We start from the raw sequence: 15,392 nt of genomic DNA, 5'->3' as shown, positions 1-15,392 counted from the left end.
CCCTTCTCTTCCGCCGCACGCCCTGACCGCTGTGCGCTCAAGCGGGCCCGTGCGGATACGAGGGCCTGTCCGGCGGGCGCGCCTCGGACATGGGACGTTCTTCGGACAGGTCGAAGAGGTTGCCGCGCTGGACCACGCACAGGGCCCAGATGATGAAGCCCGAGATGGTGATCATCACGACCGACCACACCGGGTAGTACGGCAGGGAGAGGAAGTTGGCGATGATGACGAGGCCGGCGATGGCCACGCCGACAACGCGTGCCCAGGTCGCGGTCCTGAGCAGTCCGAAGCTGACGATCACGGCGACCACACCCAGAGCGAGGTGGACCCAGCCCCAACCGGTCAGATCGAATTCGAAGACGTAGCTGCGCGTCGTGACGAAGACGTCGTCCTCGGCGATGGCCATGATGCCCCGGAAGATGTCGAGCAGGCCGACGAGGAAGAGCATCACCGCCGCGAAGGCCGTCAGGCCGGTTGCCCATTCCTGCTTGGCCGTGTGCGCCGGCCGGGGGTGTGTCGCGGTCATCTTGGGCCTCGTTTCCTGTGATCCGGATGGTCAGTGACCAGACGTACGGGAGGTGGATCCCGAGTGCTCCGCCGGACCGTGGCTGGTCAGGACCAGGTCCTTCGCCCTACGGAACTCCTCGTCCGTGATGTCGCCGCGGGCGCGGATCTCGGACAGCCTGGCGAGCTCGTCGACGCTGCTGGTCCGGCCGCCGGCCGCGGTCTGCCTGATGTAGGCGTTGAAGTCCTCCTGCTGTGCACGCGCCTGCGCAACCTCCCGGCGGCCCATGTTCTTGCCGCGGGCGACCACGTAGACGAAGACGCCCAGGAAGGGCAGCAGGACGGTGAACACCAGCCAGCCGGCCTTCGCCCAGCCGCTCAGGTCGTCGTCACGGAAGATGTCCACGACGACCCGGAAGAGCAGGGCGAACCACATGATCCACAGGAAGAACCAGAGCATGCTCCAGAAGACGCTCAGCAGGGGATAGTCGTAAGCCAGGTACGTCTGCGCGCTCATGTCTCCTCCGTCCCCGGCACCCGCCCGGCTGCCGTTTGCGTGCTGTCTTCAGCATGGGCACGGCAAGGGCCGGGCGGCCTCACCCGATGCGGGTGAGCGTGCTGTAGTCGGCAGCACGGGTGGACGCGCACCGGCGGCCGTCCGGTACCAGGAGGTGGAGGCAACAGGGATGCTGCCGGGTGCCTGTGGGCGCGTGCCGAGGCCGGGATTCGCCATGACTCACGGGGCCGCCCCTTCCCTCGCCCGGTCGGCCGGCCCGGCTGCCGCCGCGAGGATCGCCAGGATGATCAGGACGGCCACGGCGATGCCGAGAACGAGGGCCACCGCTCCGACCGTGGGGTGGTTCCAGAGGACCAGCGCCAGCGCTCCCGCCGCGATGACGCCACCGGTGGTCCATGCCCGGTGGTCCGTCAGCCAGCGTCCGGTGGATCCGGTGCGCAGTCCGGCGCGGCGCAGCCCTCGGCCGGCGGCCGTCGTGCTCCGGTCCGCCGCTGTGCGGACGGCGCGGGCGGGGCGTCCGGGACCGTACAGGTAGGCGACCAATGCTGTGATCACCGCCACGACCAGAAGGGTGCGCGTGCTGTCGCGCAGGAAACGTACGAACGTGTCGTAGATGGCGGCGGCGGCGTCGGTGGGCAGTGCGTCAGGCGGGACCGAGTCCAGATAGACCCGTCTCACGACGGCCAGCGCGACGAGCAACACCACCATCATCACGCCGACACCCGTCGCGGTGATCAACAGCATCACCCGGTGTGCCGGATTGGTCCACACGGCGAGTGCGGCGAGTAGGACAGTCAGGACGGGCAGCCAGGTGCCGAGGATGTCAAGCAGCCGCATCGCGTCCTGCGCCCTGCCCAGCTCTTCCGTCTGGAACAGGGTGATCGTCCGGTCGGTGTCCGGGATGGCGGCGGCCTTGTCGAAACCCGCGTCGACGAGCCGCTCCCGTACCTGGTCGACGACCGCTCCCACATCCAGTTGGACGGTGTCGCCTTCAGCACCTACGGCACCCTCGCGGTCGCCGGTGAGCATGTTCACCACGGCGGCGTGCGAGCGCCGGTTGGCGCCCTCCCATACCTGCTGGAAGGCGTCACTGGTGATCACGCGGGTGACGGTGCGGTCCACGACGGTCCTGACCGCGTTGCGCAACGGACCCTCGAGGGACTCGGCCCCCTCCACGACACGGGGCGGAGCCCCGGCGTCCTGGAGGGCCTTGACGAGCGAGACCGTCACCGCCGCGACATCCACGTTCGCTACCACGCGGTCCGTGAGCCGGTTGATCACGACCTCCTGCACAGCCGGCTCGGACGCCAGCGGAGCGACGGTCTCCACGTACCGGTCGGTGTCGGAGACAGTGTCCTGGACCCAGGCCGCGACGACGGCCAGGGGCGCGAGCAGCAGGGCCAGCAGCAGCAGGACGGAGGCACCGACCCGGCGTACCCGCCGGTGGCGTACCGTTGCGTGACGGCGCAGTCGCTCGTACTCCGCTCGTTCCTCGGCGGTCATGACGTGGTGCCGGGTGACGTCTCCGCCGGAGTCCGGCGAATCCGGGGTCGCGGCCGGGTCCATGGGGCTCCTTTCCGCGTGTGCCGCGCCGGTGGCGACGGTCGCTGATCGGGATGACGGTCGGGGAGGCAGCCGAAACGGAGCGCTCGTGCGGTGTCAGGCCGTCGCGGCGGGGGCGCCCGGCCCCGGGGCGCGCGTCTTTTGGAGCGCGGCCCGCCAAGCGAGGGCGACCACCGCCTCGGCCAGACCGAGCAGGACGAGCCACAGGCCGAGCAGCCTGGTCAGGGCACGGGCCGACTCGGCCGGCAGGGCGAGCACCACGATCCCTGCGACGATGCCGAGTACGGCGGCGACCGTGACGACGCCGCGGTGTGGCAGGTCCTCGGCGGAGACGGCCGTGTAGAGGGTGAGGATGCCGGACACGAGCCAGACGGCCCCGGTGATCAGCGAGAGTGCGGCGATCGTCTGCAGTGGGTTCCTCAGGCACAGCACCCCGGCCAGGACGTACAGCACTGCCAGGAGCAGCCCCGGCAGGCGCTCGTGTCCCTCCCGCGCGAAGACGGCCACGAACCGGAACACCCCGGACACCAGCAGGTACAGGCCGATGAGGACCGCCAGGACGTGCAGGGTCGCCTCCGGCCACACCAGCACCAGGACGCCCGGCACCAGCGTCGCGACGGCCGAGCCCAGGAGCCAGGTCCATGAGTGGCCGAGCCGCGCGAACACGTCTGTGGGGTCTCCCAGCGGACCCGGGGCCACACCGCCGGGCTCGGGGGTCTGCCCGGTACGCGATGCCGGACCACGCGGCATGGTCATGGCTCCTCCTCGCGTGATGCCCGTCCCCTCCGAAAGCCGACGGGGCGGGGGAGGGGGTGGTGCGCGGGCACCTGACCGCTCCAGGATCACGCCTGCCGATCGGTGACCGGATCACCCACCACGGGTGATCCATCGACTCCGCCGTGGCGGTGAGGTGGAAGTCTCCCGCTGCCCTGCCCACCCGCCTTCCGGGCCCGGACGGAGCGAGAAGACACGAGATGAGCGATCCGAACACCGCCCGGACGGACCGGACCCGGCCAGGACCGGACGCGGACCGTCCGCGTCGGCGGTGCCGCCCCCGCCGGTGGGCGGCGGTCGTCGCCGGCGCCCGCGCCGTGCTCATCACGGTCGGCCTTGTCACTGCCTACTACCTGCTGCCCCTGGACGAGCGCGGTACGGCCGGCGCGTCGGCACTGCTCGTGTGCGGCCTGCTGGCCGTAATGCTGGTGTTCGGATGGGAGGTCCGGGTCATCGCGCGCTCACCGCACCCGCGACTGAGAGCCGTCGAGGCCCTGGCCGCCACGCTGGTGTTGTTCCTGGTCCTTTTCGCCGGCTCCTACTACTTGCTGGACCGCTCCTCCCCCGGCTCCTTCAGCGAGCCGCTGACCAGGACGGACGCCTTGTACTTCACCCTGACCACCTTCAGCACGGTCGGCTACGGGGACATCACCGCCCACTCCCAGACCGGACGCGTGCTGACGATGCTGCAGATGACGGGAGGGCTGCTGCTCGTCGGCGTCGCCGCCCGGGTGCTGGCGACCGCGGTCCAGGCGGGGCTGCGCCGACAGCGCCGCGCCCCGTCGGCACAAGCGCGTTCCGGCGCCGACGCCGAGACGCCGGACGACGAGGCGGAACCGTGACCGTGCCGGACGCTTTCCCTACGTTTCCTGTGCCCGGACGAGCGAGCGGCGTACGGCAGGGGCCGGACAGGCGCGCGGTCGTCGCACGCCAACAGGACGGTCTTGCCGGCCATCACAACGTGGCCCAGCTCCAGGCCTCGGTCAACGCTTCCGACAGGTGCCCCTCGACGCGGATCTCGTAGCGCACAAGCCGTCCTTCCGTGGACTGCTTCGGGCCGGCGGACGGCGCCATCACCCACGATCGTGCGCCTCCCTCCGTGCCACGACAGGCCTCACCCGGTCCAGGCGGCCGACGCCCGGCGAGCGGACGCCGAGGATCAATGCTTCAGAACGATTTTGAAGGAGATGATCAGAAGCCCGAGCACCAGGTTGACCGATGCGGTGGCGGCCATGAGCCGCGGCGAAGCACCAGCCCGGCGGGCCGCGGCCACGGACCAGCCCACCTGGCCGGCCACGGCGACGCAGAGAGCCAGCCAGAGAGCACCTCGCACGTCCAGTCCCAGGAGCGGGCTGACGGCCACCGCCGCGGCCGGCGGAACCGCGGCCTTGACGATCGGCCACTCGTCACGGCACACGCGCAGTACGACCCGGCGGTCCGGAGCCTCTCGCGCCAGGCGTGCCCCGAACAGCTGGGAGTGCACATGCGCGACCCAGAAGACCACTCCGGTCAGCAACAGCAGCAGCACCAGCTCGGCGCGGGGGAACGAGCCCAGGGAGCCCGCGCCGATCACCACGGAGGCCGCGAGCATGGATCCGTAGACACCGCCCGTGTAGTCCGCGTGGGCCCGGCGCTGTGCCCGGCGCTCCGCGCGGGCCGCGGCCCGGCCGGTCGTGGCTCGGGTTCTGGACATCGGTGACTTCCCCCCGAACTCAGCGAGTCGATCCCATTGCCCCGGCCGGAGTCTCGGTGTCCGGCTGCCGGCGACGGCCCGCCCGTGCGGTCGGCAGGTTCGGCGTGACCAGGAAGCTGGCGAGAGCGATGCCGCCGGTGGCCAGGATCGCCGCCTTCAGGCCGTCCAGCTGCGCGGAGGCGTAGGAGTCCGTGACGGCGTCGACCTCGGACGGCGGCAGCCCGGCACGCTCGGCCGCCGAACGCACCTGATCGGTGGGGACGAAGCTGATCCCGGCCTCCAGGGCGACACCGACCTCCTCACGGGCCTGTTCGGACAGCCGCGGATTTTCGTCCACCTGCGTGGTGAACGCGTGGGCCAGCGCACCGATCAGAATGGACCCGATGAGCGCGGTGCCCAGCGCGGAGCCCAGATTCTGTGCCGTGAACTGGAGCCCTCCGGCTTCACTGCGTTCCTCCTCGCCGACGCCGGACTGGACGACGTTGCCCAGTTGCGAGGCGAGCAGGCCGACGCCCACGCCCAACAGGGCCATGGCGCCGGCGAACTGCGCGTCGTCGATGGCAGGGTCGATGGTGGCCAGCAGCCACACGATGGCGGCCGCCAGGGTCACCAGGGCCAGCCGGACCACCCGGCGCGGCCCCATGACCCGCCCCAGCGACGACGCGGACAGGGAGGTCACGAACATGGTCACGGACACCGGGAGCAGGCGCAGGCCCGTCTCGAAGGCGTCGAATCCCTGAACCACCTGCAGGTACAGCGGGATGGTGAAGAACAACCCCAGCAGGATGAGGTTCTGGCTCAGCAGCGTCATCAGACCGGACCGCAGGACAGGTCTGCCCAGCAGGGACAGATGCACGAGGGGGTCGACGCCTTGGTTCTCCCTCCGCTTCTCCCAGTGCCGGAAGAGCGCAAGGACGGCCGCCCCGGCACCGATGACGAACAGCGTCGGGGCGAAGCCGAGGACGGTGAAGGGCGGATTGCGCGGCTGCACCCATCCCCAGGTGCTGCTCTGCAGCACCCCGAGCACGCCCAGCCCCAGTCCGGCCGCGGAGAGCACCGCACCGACCACGTCGAGCCGGGGGCGCGAACCGCTCGGGGCGGGCGTCGCGATCACTCGGCGGCACAGCAGGACGGCCACGACGACCACGACCTCACCGGCGAAGACCAGCCGCCAGGTGAGGTACGTCGTCACCCAGCCGCCCAGCAGCGGTCCGACCGCGATCCCGGCGCCGGCGAGCCCGCCGATGACCGCGTAGGCGACGGCCCGGTCCTTCCCGCGGTACGACTCCGCGACGAGGGCGGCCATGGCCGGCAGCACCATGGCGGCTCCGAGCCCCTCGATGACGGACCAGCCCAGCGTGAGGACCCACAACGTGGGCGCCACAGCGGTCAGGGCGGACCCCACGCCGTAGACGACCAGCCCCAGCAGGAACATGCGGCGACGCCCCAGAATGTCCCCGAACCTGCCACCGATGATCATGAACGCGGCCATGACGAGCGCGTACAGCGTGATGACGGCCTGGATGGCGGTGACCTCCGTGTCGAAGTCCTCGACCAGCTGACTGATGGACACGTTCATGACGGAGGTGTCCAGGACCATCAGGAACTGGGCCGTACCGAGGACGATCAGAGCCCGCCAGTGCTTCACGCTGTCCACCTCGCAGAGTCGTCCGGCTCAGGCGCGCCGCCGGACCAGGCGAGGCATGGGGCCGGCGCACTTCTCGCTGTTCCTCCTATCGCATCCCAAACCCGGGCCCCTTGCCTCACCCGCCACGGGGGAAGGGCCGCGCCACGGTGGTGTGTGCCGGCGGAGAGGGCAGGCGCCGACTCCGACGGAGACCCAGACGGCGATCCGGGCGATTCGTGGTAGATACGACATGTGCCGCACCGGGAGAATCCGAGAGCTGAGGGCTCCCGCAAGGAGCCCTTCCCTGAACGCTCGCTGCTGGCATCGGTCGTCACCGATCCCAGGCACCTCCCCGAACTCCTCGCCGACTTCGCCGTCCGCCGCGTCGGGCCTGGCGTGCCCGAAGCAATCGCCTCGCTTCGGCGGAGCCACCCCGACGCCACCGAGGCGGAATTGCGGGGCCGGGTGGTCGCTCGTGGCCGACGGGCCGTCGTGTCGGAGGGATCCATCGTGGGCGGCCCGTTCCTCGTGCTCGTTCCCCTCGCGTTCTGCGCGGCGCTGCTCCGCCAGGCACGTACGGTCCTGGAGCTGGCCGATCTCCACGGCCGTGACCCCACGGCGAGTGCCCGCGCCGGCGAACTCCTCGTCCTCCAAGGCGTGTACGAGGACACGGGACAGGCCCAGGAGGCGCTGACCCGCACTGGACCCGCCGCCGGCGCAACCGCCCGCTGGAGGCGATGGGCGGCCCTGTGGAACGTCACCCTGCGGATGGCCCGCATCCTCGGCATTCTCGCGCCGTCCGACGACGGCCAGGACGCGCCCCGGCGTGTACGCCGGGGAGCCGTCCAGGCTTGGCGGTGGTTGCTGCTCGGCGTGGTCTTCCTGGTCGGACTGGTCGCGCCCCTCGTCTGGCTCCCGTATATGGCAGTGGTCTACCGGCGTGCCGATGCCAGCCTGGCGGGCCGTACCCTCGTCTACTACTTCGCCGACCCCGCACCCGCCCCGCGCCGCCGCCGGACCTCCCGCATCGAACCAGACGTCATGGCGGCCGTACTCCGTGCGCTCATCTCCCTCCTCGTACCGCTCGTCCTGACCGTCGTGACCTTCCTGACCGGCCTGCGCATCGCCGAGAGCCGCTGGCCGGTCCTCGGCATCACACTGGCCACGGCGTCCGCCGGGGTCGGCGCGCTCTGGTACTGGCGCCGGCACCGACGCCTTTGACTGTCCTTCGAAGCTCAGCAGGGCGGGCGCCGGACGCTCTCAACGACGTGCGTTCACACCAACCGGAGGTGCGTGCGCGGCGCACCGCGCTCTCCCGACCGCCGCATCGTCGCGGCGACCCGTTCCGCTCACGCAAACGGCCCCGGACGAGAAGTCCGAGGCCGAACAGAATCTCTCCCTGGGGGAGAAATCCCAGGCCATGGGCTTGTTGCGTTGTGCCCCCGGCAGGATTCGAACCTGCGACACCCGCTTTAGGAGAGCGGTGCTCTATCCCCTGAGCTACGAAGGCGGGGGCTTGTAGAAAACCTTGTTGAAAACCCAGGGTGTGGATCTTCGACGAGGAGCGCAAGCCCGCTGGTCAGACGTGGTGCAACGCTCTCCGCTGGGTCATCTGAGCAGACAACGTCACGTACCAACGACTGACCAGGGGTAGCTTAGCGGATGCGCGCCAGTGAGGGTCCTCTGTCTGGGGGCAGGAGGTCGGGGCGGCGAGCTGGAGTGCCTCTGACCTGCGGTGCCTGGGGCTTGCATCGCGCGGTTGGTGGACGTTGTGGGAGCCGGGACCCAGGGCCGTTGGACCGTTCTGCTCCCTGTGTCAGCTTGTGGGGCTACTTGCCGCTGTCTCGGGTGCCTGGCATGACAGGCCGCTCCCGCGGAGGCAGGGGCCTCTTGCACAGCACGCAAGCGGGACACGCTCACAACCTCGGGGTGGGCCCACGGACGCGACGTCCTTGTCATGCTGCTGACCGCACTGGCCACGGCGTTTCCCGACGGCGGCACACCATCGAACGACTCACCGCGGCGGCACCGACGAAGCATTGCTGTACCGGCGGTTCACCGGCACCGCTTTCCCCGGCGCCGTGACAGCCGGTACCCGCGTGGACTTCGCCAGGACCGGCCTGTTCGCCGTCGGCAGCGGAGCCTTTACCGCACAACGCCACGTCGAAGACCTGCTACCCTCACCGGCCAACTGCGCCCGGACCACACCGGATCATGACCGTGTCACCGACGCCGGACAGCAAGCGGCGGCCGCATCGAGAACGTCGATGCGGCCGCCGCTGCCGTGACGAGGTTCCGTCGCCCGACGGTGATGCCGGGATGACGAGAATCAGACGCCGTAGGGGTTTTCGATGATGTAGACCCAGTCCCCCTCGCTCGTCCTCCTCATCACCTCGACCGACTTTCCTTCCACGGTGCCGCCCTCGCTCGTGATCCGCCAGGGCACCTGGACCATCGCCAGGTCGCCGTTCTGATGGACCGACGCGGCCCCCATCTCAAAGGTGCCGGGCGAGGCGAGGTAGGGCTTCAGCGCTTCCTTGATTCCTTCTCTGCCGTAGACGGGCTGCTGTCCCGGTCCCGGTACGAACATGGCGTCTTCGTCGAACAGGGAACCCATGCTGTCGAGGTCCTGGTCCTTGAGGTACTTGGCGAAGCGCTCGTGCACGACTTCCGGTGTCATGTTCTTTCCTCTTCTTTTCTTTCGTTGCGGACGGGTGGGTCGGCTACAGGCCGATCTGCGTGAGCCATTGGCCGGTGGTGCGCGGCGTCAGCCCCAGAAACTGCCGGGCGCTGTCGTGCGCGCTGATGATCTTGTCCGGCACGATGGCGAGGCCCTCGTGCAGTGCGGTGACCGCCCGCTCCCGCGTCTGCGGCGGCGTGGAAGGAGCGGGCCGGTGCGCCGACGGCGGCACTGGGTGAGGTGTCATCGGGTGCGGGTCCGGCAGGGTGAGGGGCCGGCCCGGGGTGGGCCAGTGCAGCGGGGGCCGCATCGAGAACGTCGATAGGGCCGCCGTTGCCGTGGCGAGGTTCCGTTGCCCGACGGTGATGCCGGGATGACGAGAATCAGACGCCGTAGGGGTTGTCGATGATGTAGAGCCAGTTCCCCTCGCTCGTCCTCTTCATCACCTCGATCGCCTTTCCTTCCACGATGCCGTCCTCGCTCGTGATCCGCCAGGACGGCTGGACCATCGCCAGGTCGCCGTTCTGATGGACCGACGTGGCCACCACCTCCATGGTGCTGGGCGAGGCGAGGTAGGGCTTCAGCGCTTCCTTGATGCTTTCCCTGCCGAAGACGGGCTGCTGTCCCGGTCCCGGTACGAACATGGCGTCTTCGGCGAACAGGGAACCCAGTCCGTCGAGGTCCTGGTCCTTGAGGTACTGGGCGAAGCGCTCGTGCAGGACTTCCGGTTTCATGTTCTTTCCTTTTCTTTTCTTCGTTGCGGACGGGCGGGTCGGCTACAGGCCGATCTGCGTGAGCCATTGGCCGGTGGTGCGCGGCGTCAGCCCCAGAAGTTGTTGGGCGCTGCCCTGCGCGTCGATGGTGTTGTCCTGCACGGTGGCGAGGCCCTCGTACAGCGCGGTGACCGCAGCCGCTCCCGCGTCTGCGGCGGCGTAGACGGAGCGGGCCGGTGCGCCGGCGGCACTGGGTGAGGTGTCAGCGGGTGTGCGGGTCGGGCAGGGTGACGGGCTCGCCGGGGGTGGGCCAGTGCAGCGGGACGCCGGCGGCGTCGAAGGTCTGCTGGACGTGGCTGCGGTCTTCGGTGTAGTGCGCCCAGCCCTCGGCGTGCACGGCCACCACGAGGGGGTCGCCGAGCAGGCGGCGGGCCTCGACGGCCTGGACCGCGGTCAGCGACAGTCGTATGTCACCGAATGCCTCGAAGCCGGCCGCGCCCAGGTGCAGCAGCGCCACGTCGACGCGGTACCGGCCGGCCAGGGCGCTCATCGCGTCCAGGTCGACGGTGTCACCGGACACGTACACGCTCGGTGCCGATCCGTCGTCGGTGTGCAGGAGGAAGCCGGTGACCGGACCGGTGAGGTCCTCGGTGCCGACGGGCCCGTGGCGGGCGGGGACCGCGGTGATGTTCAGCGGCGTGCGGCCCGGCGTCGACAGGGTCCGGGTCTGCCAGGGCTCCAGGCCGACGGCGCCGCCCCCGAGATCCTCGGCGCCGGCGACGGTGGTGAACACCTCCGAGGCAGCGGAGGCCACCGCACGCCCGGCGGTGTCGAGGTTGTCCAGATGCCCGGTGTGGCTGACCACGACGGCGTCGAGGGCGGGCAGTTGTGCGGGCTTCAGCGCCGGGCCGGCGGTCTTGCGCACCGGGACCGGGCCGTCCTGGTATTCGGTGCCGGCGGCGTCGAAGGTCGGGTCGGTCAGCAGCGTCCAGCCGGCCAGGTGGATCAGCGCGGTGGGGCCGCCGAGCACCGTCACGGTGTTCACGGCGCGGGTCACGGCAACGTCGGTTACCACGGGTACTCCTTGACGATCAGCGGTTGGCTCCCTCACTCTGACCGAGTTACTTTCTCAAGGGAAGTACATACCTTTAGGTGAGGTGAGCACGTGCAGGAAAGCACGCGAGGCAACGTCCGTAATCCCGCCTGTCCCGGCAGGCAGCTGTTCGACCTGGTCACCGCCCGGTGGGCCGCCCTGGTCCTGGTCGACCTCATGGACGGCCCGCAACGCTGGTCCGAGCTGCGCCGGCGGGCCGGCGGCGTCAGCGACAAGATGCTCGCGCAGACCCTGCGCGACCTCGAAACCGGTGGACTGATCACCCGTACCGTGCACACCAGCCGCCCACCGACGGTGCAGTACGACCTGACCGACCTCGCCCGCGGCGCCACCACCGCACTGCAACACCTGCAGAACTGGGCCGAAGAACACACCAGCGACTACGCCCACCACCGGCGCACCCACACCACCGACCCGAAGCTCTGACAAGGCAGGATCGGTGCACACGTCACCGTGCTTCCGCCGTCTGAGTCAGCGCCCTGACCAGAATGAACCGCGTGCGGAGCTCAGGACTCAACAACGGCTCGCCGTCACTCACGGTAGGCGCACAACGGCTTCCGCACGGCAGGTCGCGGCCGATGGCGGGATCGTGGGTGGCCGGCGCGTCGGCTCGCCGGGCGAATCCACCCTTGCCGCCTGAGCAGCCGTCGATGTACCGCGGCTCGCCCACGCCACTGGTCCACGGCGGAAGCCGGTGCCGAAGAAGCGAAGTCGAGTCGGCGTCACGGGTCTTACCGAGCGTCGGTTCATCCCAGTGATCTAGCGGCGCACTGACGCCATGGCTCCCCTAGGCTGAGGCCGTGATGCGCCGATCAGGTCAGGTGGCCGCCCTCAACGAGGTGGCCGACATCATCGCCGCTCAGCGGCAGTCACTGGCCGAGGCGGCTCTGGAGGCCATGCGGACGGAGATTCCCGGCTACGCCGCCCTCGTGGACGAAGCGCTGCTGGCCGACGTGGTGGCCCACGTGACGGAGGCGGTCGACGTGCTCAGTGTCAGCCTGGCCCGCGACCGACCGGTCACGGACGACGACGTGGCGTTCGTCCGCCCGCATGCCGCGCGGCGGGCACGGCAGGGTATGCCCCTGGTGGATTTCATGCACGCGCTGCGCATCGCGCACCGCGTGATGTGGGAGGCGATCGCCGACTGGGCGGTGCACACGACCGGCGGGCGTGACGTCGCGCTGGAAGCGTGCGGACTCGTCATGGAACTGATCAACCGGGGCAGTACGGTCGCGGCCCGGGCTTATCTGGACGAGGAACAGTTCCTGGCCGTGGAAGGCGACCGGGTGCGTCGGGACCTGCTCGAAGACCTGATCGCGGGACGGGAGCCGGCGCCGGGACCACGGCTGACCGCGGCCACGAAGGCCGGGCTGCATCCCGATACGCCGTGTGCCGTGGTGGTCGCGGTGCCCGTGGGTCCCGTCGGCGACCCCTACAGTCTGCGTTCCGCCGCCTCGCTTCTGGGGCAGGCCGCGGGCGACCCGGCTCGTGCGCTGACCGTGCTGCGGCAGGACGAGATAGTGATCGTGCGGGCGCTGCGCGACAGGGTGGGCAGTGTGTCCGGGGAATCCGTGAGGACGGCTTGGCGGACGCTCGCCGGCCAGGGGACACGGCTCGCGGTGGGCGTCAGCACGCGGTACGACACCGTCGTCGATCTGGGGAAGGCGTACCACGAGGCGGTCTCCGCGCTGGGCACTCTGCCGCCGGACGGTGGCGTCGTCTGTCTGTCCGATCTCAGTGTGCTCGACTATCTGACGCTCCGAGCGGACGAGACCGCCGCACGGATGGTGCCGGCGGCGCTCCGCACCTTCGTGGCCGAGGACTCCAGGGCGGACGGCACCCTGATCAGGACCGTGGAGGAGTACGCGGCCAGCGATCTGAACGTGAAGGCCGCGGCCCAGCGACTCGGTGTCCACATCAACACCGCACATCACCGTCTGGCCCGTGTCGAGGAACGGACGGGGTGCGACCTGCGCAGGCTCGCCGACCTCCAGGAGCTGCTGATCGCGATCAGACTGTTCGGGGGCGGTTCCGGCACCGCGGTGTGACCCGGTCACCTCCGCAGGTGGAGGCCCGATCACCTCCCTCCACAGCGGTGTGATCCGATCACAGTGAAGCGCTCGCTTTGTTGGGCGTCATACCCGATGCCCTGCGCGCCACGGATGCCTAGCGTTGCCGTCGTCGAACCCGCGCGCTCACGCCGTGGCTTTGCCGGCGCCGCCGTAGCCGTATGTGTGCGCGTCGGGCCTGTCGAGCGTGAGTTCCGGTACGAGCCGATCGACGGGAACTGATCCAGATGACCGACCCCACCTCCGTACCCGCCACGCTGTGCGATGCCTTCCAGCGCACGGCAGCCGTCGCGCCCGACACGGTGGCCCTGCGTACCGTGGGCGCGACGCGCACCGTGACCTGGCGGGCCCTCGCCGAGGACGTGCGCCTCCTGGCGGCCGGCCTGGCCGGGCTCGGGGTCAGGCGTGGTGACACCGTCGCGCTGATGATGACCAACCGGGTCGAGTTCTTCCCCGTCGACCTCGCGGCCCAGCATCTGGGCGCCATCCCGTTCTCCGTCTACAACACGCTGCCCGCGGCTCAACTCGCCCATGTCCTGCGCAATTCCGGAAGCAGGGTGATGGTGTGCGAGACCCAGTACCTTTCCGTCGTCCGGGAATCCGGCGTGGCCGTCGAGCACCTCATCCTGGTGGACGGGGACGAGGTCCCGGCGGCAGGCGAGGAAACCAGGACCGCCGACGACGAAACCCTGACGTACGGCGACGAAGCGAAGCCGGCGGAAGGCACCCTCAGCCTGGAAACCCTCCGCGCTCAGGGCCGGGCGAACACCTCGTTCGACTTCGACGCGGCCTGGCGCGCCGTCCAGCCGGACGACGTGCTCACCCTGATCTACACCTCGGGCACGACCGGCCCTTCGAAGGGCGTGGAGATCACGCACGCCAACCTGCTCGCCCAGGCCGCGGGGGTGGCACAGGTCCTGGACTTCCGCTTCGGCGACCGGACCACCTCCTACCTCCCTTCCGCCCATGTCGTCGACCGCTTCACCTGCCTGTACGCACAGGCGATCTTCGGGGTGCAGGTCACGGTGGTGCCCGACATCAAGGAGATCGGCAAGGCGCTGCCGGACTGCCGGCCGACGATCTGGTGCGCCGTCCCCAGGGTCTGGAACAAGATCAAGCAGGCCGTGGAGCTCGGTATCGCGAGTGAGCCGGACGCGCACCGTCGGGAGGCCGTCGGGGAGGCGCTGGAGACCGGCCTCAGGCGTACACGCCTGCTGCAGGCGGGCAAGCCGGTCGACGACGAGCTCGCCGCCGCGTACGCAGAGGCGGACGCCGGCGTCCTGTCCGCCCTGCGGTCCCGTCTGGGGCTGGACCAGGTGCGGTGGGCGGTGACCGGCGCGGCACCCACGCCGCCTGCGACCCTGGAATTCTTCGCGGCGCTCGGCGTCCCCATCTGCGAGGGCTGGGGCATGTCCGAGCTGAGCTGCTTCGGTGCCGTCAGCCCGCCCGCGCGGGCACGGTTCGGCAGCATCGGCACACTGCTGCCCGGCCTGGAAGCACGCCGGGCCGCCGACGGCGAACTCCTGGTGCGGGGGCCGTCGGTGACGAAGGGGTACCGCAACGACCCCGACCGGACCCGCGAAGCCTTCGACCGAGACGGCTGGTTCCACACCGGCGACGTCATCGTGTCCGACGCGGACGACTACCTGACCATCGTCGACCGCAAGAAGGACCTGATCATCAACGAAGGGGGCAAGAACATCTCGCCCGTCACGGTCGAGACGGCCCTCACCACCGCCGGTCCCCTGATCGGCACCGCTGTGGCCATCGGCGACAGCCGCCCCTACCTCACCGCGCTGCTCGTCCTGGACGCCGAGGCCGCGGCGGCCTTCGCCGCCGGGCACGGGCTGCGGCCGGACCCGCGCTCCCTGGCCCGCAACCCCCTGCTGATCGACGCCTTGCGAGCCGCGGTGGCCGAGGGCAACAGCCGGCTGGCACGTGTGGAGCAGGTCAAGCGCTTCCGGGTGGTCCCCGCGTACTGGGACGCGACGAGCGATGAACTCACCGCCACCTTGAAGCTCAAGCGGCAGAAGGTCGCCGAGAAGTACGACGCGGACATCGCCGCACTGTACGCCGACCCGATCCCCTCCGACATCCACGAGCCGGCCGACCGCTGACCGGCCCCATCCACCCAGCCA

Annotated in this window: 15 protein-coding genes and 1 tRNA gene; 5 read left to right on the top strand and 11 right to left on the bottom strand. The window is 70.1% G+C overall.

The genetic code is table 11. The features are described from left to right. Positions 1-37 precede the first annotated feature (37 nt). The 4 genes from ACZ4UU_RS05635 to ACZ4UU_RS05620 all read right to left on the bottom strand — a co-directional run bounded on the left by ACZ4UU_RS05635 (position 38) and on the right by ACZ4UU_RS05620 (position 3,340). The gene (locus ACZ4UU_RS05635) at positions 38-526 is read right to left on the bottom strand and encodes a DUF7144 family membrane protein (RefSeq protein WP_468036719.1); all 489 of its coding nucleotides are present in this window, start codon (positions 524-526) and stop codon (positions 38-40) included. A 30-nt stretch (positions 527-556) separates the two neighbouring features. Next, complete coding sequence (locus ACZ4UU_RS05630) at positions 557-1,021, bottom strand: SHOCT domain-containing protein (protein ID WP_468036717.1); 465 nt, start codon at positions 1,019-1,021, stop codon at positions 557-559. A gap of 219 nt (positions 1,022-1,240) precedes the next feature. After that, positions 1,241-2,587 carry a hypothetical protein gene (locus ACZ4UU_RS05625; RefSeq protein ID WP_468036715.1) on the bottom strand — a complete coding sequence of 449 codons (1,347 nt, stop codon included), beginning with the start codon at positions 2,585-2,587 and terminating at the stop codon, positions 1,241-1,243. A 93-nt stretch (positions 2,588-2,680) separates the two neighbouring features. After that, positions 2,681-3,340 (bottom strand): HdeD family acid-resistance protein, encoded by a 660-nt coding sequence (locus tag ACZ4UU_RS05620; protein WP_468036713.1) that lies wholly within the window; start codon positions 3,338-3,340, stop codon positions 2,681-2,683. A gap of 218 nt (positions 3,341-3,558) precedes the next feature. Between ACZ4UU_RS05620 and ACZ4UU_RS05615 the strand changes: the two genes are divergently transcribed. After that, a complete protein-coding gene (locus ACZ4UU_RS05615; protein WP_468036711.1) occupies positions 3,559-4,200 on the top strand; it encodes a potassium channel family protein in 642 nt (213 codons plus the stop codon). A 317-nt stretch (positions 4,201-4,517) separates the two neighbouring features. Here the strand turns inward: ACZ4UU_RS05615 and ACZ4UU_RS05610 are convergent, their stop codons facing one another. Together ACZ4UU_RS05610 and ACZ4UU_RS05605 are read right to left on the bottom strand one after the other, a co-directional pair. Beyond that, on the bottom strand, positions 4,518-5,051 hold the full coding sequence (locus ACZ4UU_RS05610) for a hypothetical protein (RefSeq protein ID WP_468036709.1): 534 nt from the start codon (positions 5,049-5,051) through the stop codon (positions 4,518-4,520). 19 nt (positions 5,052-5,070) lie between these two features. After that, on the bottom strand, positions 5,071-6,699 hold the full coding sequence (locus ACZ4UU_RS05605) for an MFS transporter (RefSeq protein ID WP_468036707.1): 1,629 nt from the start codon (positions 6,697-6,699) through the stop codon (positions 5,071-5,073). A gap of 231 nt (positions 6,700-6,930) precedes the next feature. On the opposite strand from ACZ4UU_RS05605, the gene ACZ4UU_RS05600 reads away from it, so the two are divergent. Beyond that, the gene (locus ACZ4UU_RS05600) at positions 6,931-7,899 is read left to right on the top strand and encodes a hypothetical protein (RefSeq protein WP_468036705.1); all 969 of its coding nucleotides are present in this window, start codon (positions 6,931-6,933) and stop codon (positions 7,897-7,899) included. 216 nt (positions 7,900-8,115) lie between these two features. Here ACZ4UU_RS05600 and ACZ4UU_RS05595 read toward each other — a convergent pair. The 5 genes from ACZ4UU_RS05595 to ACZ4UU_RS05575 form a co-directional block, all read right to left on the bottom strand. Then, positions 8,116-8,188, bottom strand: a tRNA-Arg gene (locus ACZ4UU_RS05595). A gap of 819 nt (positions 8,189-9,007) precedes the next feature. After that, entirely contained in the window at positions 9,008-9,358 is a 351-nt protein-coding gene (locus ACZ4UU_RS05590; RefSeq protein ID WP_468036703.1) for a YybH family protein, read from the bottom strand. Positions 9,359-9,401: 43 nt separating this feature from the next. After that, entirely contained in the window at positions 9,402-9,605 is a 204-nt protein-coding gene (locus ACZ4UU_RS05585) for a hypothetical protein (protein WP_468036701.1), read from the bottom strand. Between the two features lie 136 nt (positions 9,606-9,741). Next, on the bottom strand, positions 9,742-10,092 hold the full coding sequence (locus ACZ4UU_RS05580; RefSeq protein ID WP_468036700.1) for a YybH family protein: 351 nt from the start codon (positions 10,090-10,092) through the stop codon (positions 9,742-9,744). Positions 10,093-10,333: 241 nt separating this feature from the next. Then, positions 10,334-11,146: an MBL fold metallo-hydrolase gene (locus ACZ4UU_RS05575; protein ID WP_468036698.1), complete on the bottom strand. Its 813-nt coding sequence runs from the start codon at positions 11,144-11,146 to the stop codon at positions 10,334-10,336. A gap of 90 nt (positions 11,147-11,236) precedes the next feature. Between ACZ4UU_RS05575 and ACZ4UU_RS05570 the strand changes: the two genes are divergently transcribed. From ACZ4UU_RS05570 to ACZ4UU_RS05560, 3 genes are all read left to right on the top strand, one after another. Continuing rightward, positions 11,237-11,611, top strand: coding sequence for a winged helix-turn-helix transcriptional regulator (locus tag ACZ4UU_RS05570; protein ID WP_468036696.1), 375 nt, complete (start codon positions 11,237-11,239; stop codon positions 11,609-11,611). 377 nt (positions 11,612-11,988) lie between these two features. After that, on the top strand, positions 11,989-13,233 hold the full coding sequence (locus ACZ4UU_RS05565) for a PucR family transcriptional regulator (RefSeq protein ID WP_468037865.1): 1,245 nt from the start codon (positions 11,989-11,991) through the stop codon (positions 13,231-13,233). Between the two features lie 248 nt (positions 13,234-13,481). Beyond that, a complete protein-coding gene (locus tag ACZ4UU_RS05560; RefSeq protein WP_468036694.1) occupies positions 13,482-15,371 on the top strand; it encodes an AMP-binding protein in 1,890 nt (629 codons plus the stop codon). Positions 15,372-15,392 lie beyond the last annotated feature (21 nt).

The sequence above is a fragment of the Streptomyces sp. NPDC028907 genome (assembly GCF_055564995.1).
This window is presented reverse-complemented; position numbering and strand designations above follow the sequence as displayed.

Coding starts and splice junctions, on each gene's coding strand:
- ACZ4UU_RS05635 (WP_468036719.1), bottom strand. CDS start 526: ATGACCGCGACACACCCCCGGCCGGCGCACACGGCCAAGCAGGAATGG.
- ACZ4UU_RS05630 (WP_468036717.1), bottom strand. CDS start 1,021: ATGAGCGCGCAGACGTACCTGGCTTACGACTATCCCCTGCTGAGCGTC.
- ACZ4UU_RS05625 (WP_468036715.1), bottom strand. CDS start 2,587: ATGGACCCGGCCGCGACCCCGGATTCGCCGGACTCCGGCGGAGACGTC.
- ACZ4UU_RS05620 (WP_468036713.1), bottom strand. CDS start 3,340: ATGACCATGCCGCGTGGTCCGGCATCGCGTACCGGGCAGACCCCCGAG.
- ACZ4UU_RS05615 (WP_468036711.1), top strand. CDS start 3,559: ATGAGCGATCCGAACACCGCCCGGACGGACCGGACCCGGCCAGGACCG.
- ACZ4UU_RS05610 (WP_468036709.1), bottom strand. CDS start 5,051: ATGTCCAGAACCCGAGCCACGACCGGCCGGGCCGCGGCCCGCGCGGAG.
- ACZ4UU_RS05590 (WP_468036703.1), bottom strand. CDS start 9,358: ATGACACCGGAAGTCGTGCACGAGCGCTTCGCCAAGTACCTCAAGGAC.
- ACZ4UU_RS05585 (WP_468036701.1), bottom strand. CDS start 9,605: ATGACACCTCACCCAGTGCCGCCGTCGGCGCACCGGCCCGCTCCTTCC.
- ACZ4UU_RS05580 (WP_468036700.1), bottom strand. CDS start 10,092: ATGAAACCGGAAGTCCTGCACGAGCGCTTCGCCCAGTACCTCAAGGAC.
- ACZ4UU_RS05565 (WP_468037865.1), top strand. CDS start 11,989: ATGCGCCGATCAGGTCAGGTGGCCGCCCTCAACGAGGTGGCCGACATC.
- ACZ4UU_RS05560 (WP_468036694.1), top strand. CDS start 13,482: ATGACCGACCCCACCTCCGTACCCGCCACGCTGTGCGATGCCTTCCAG.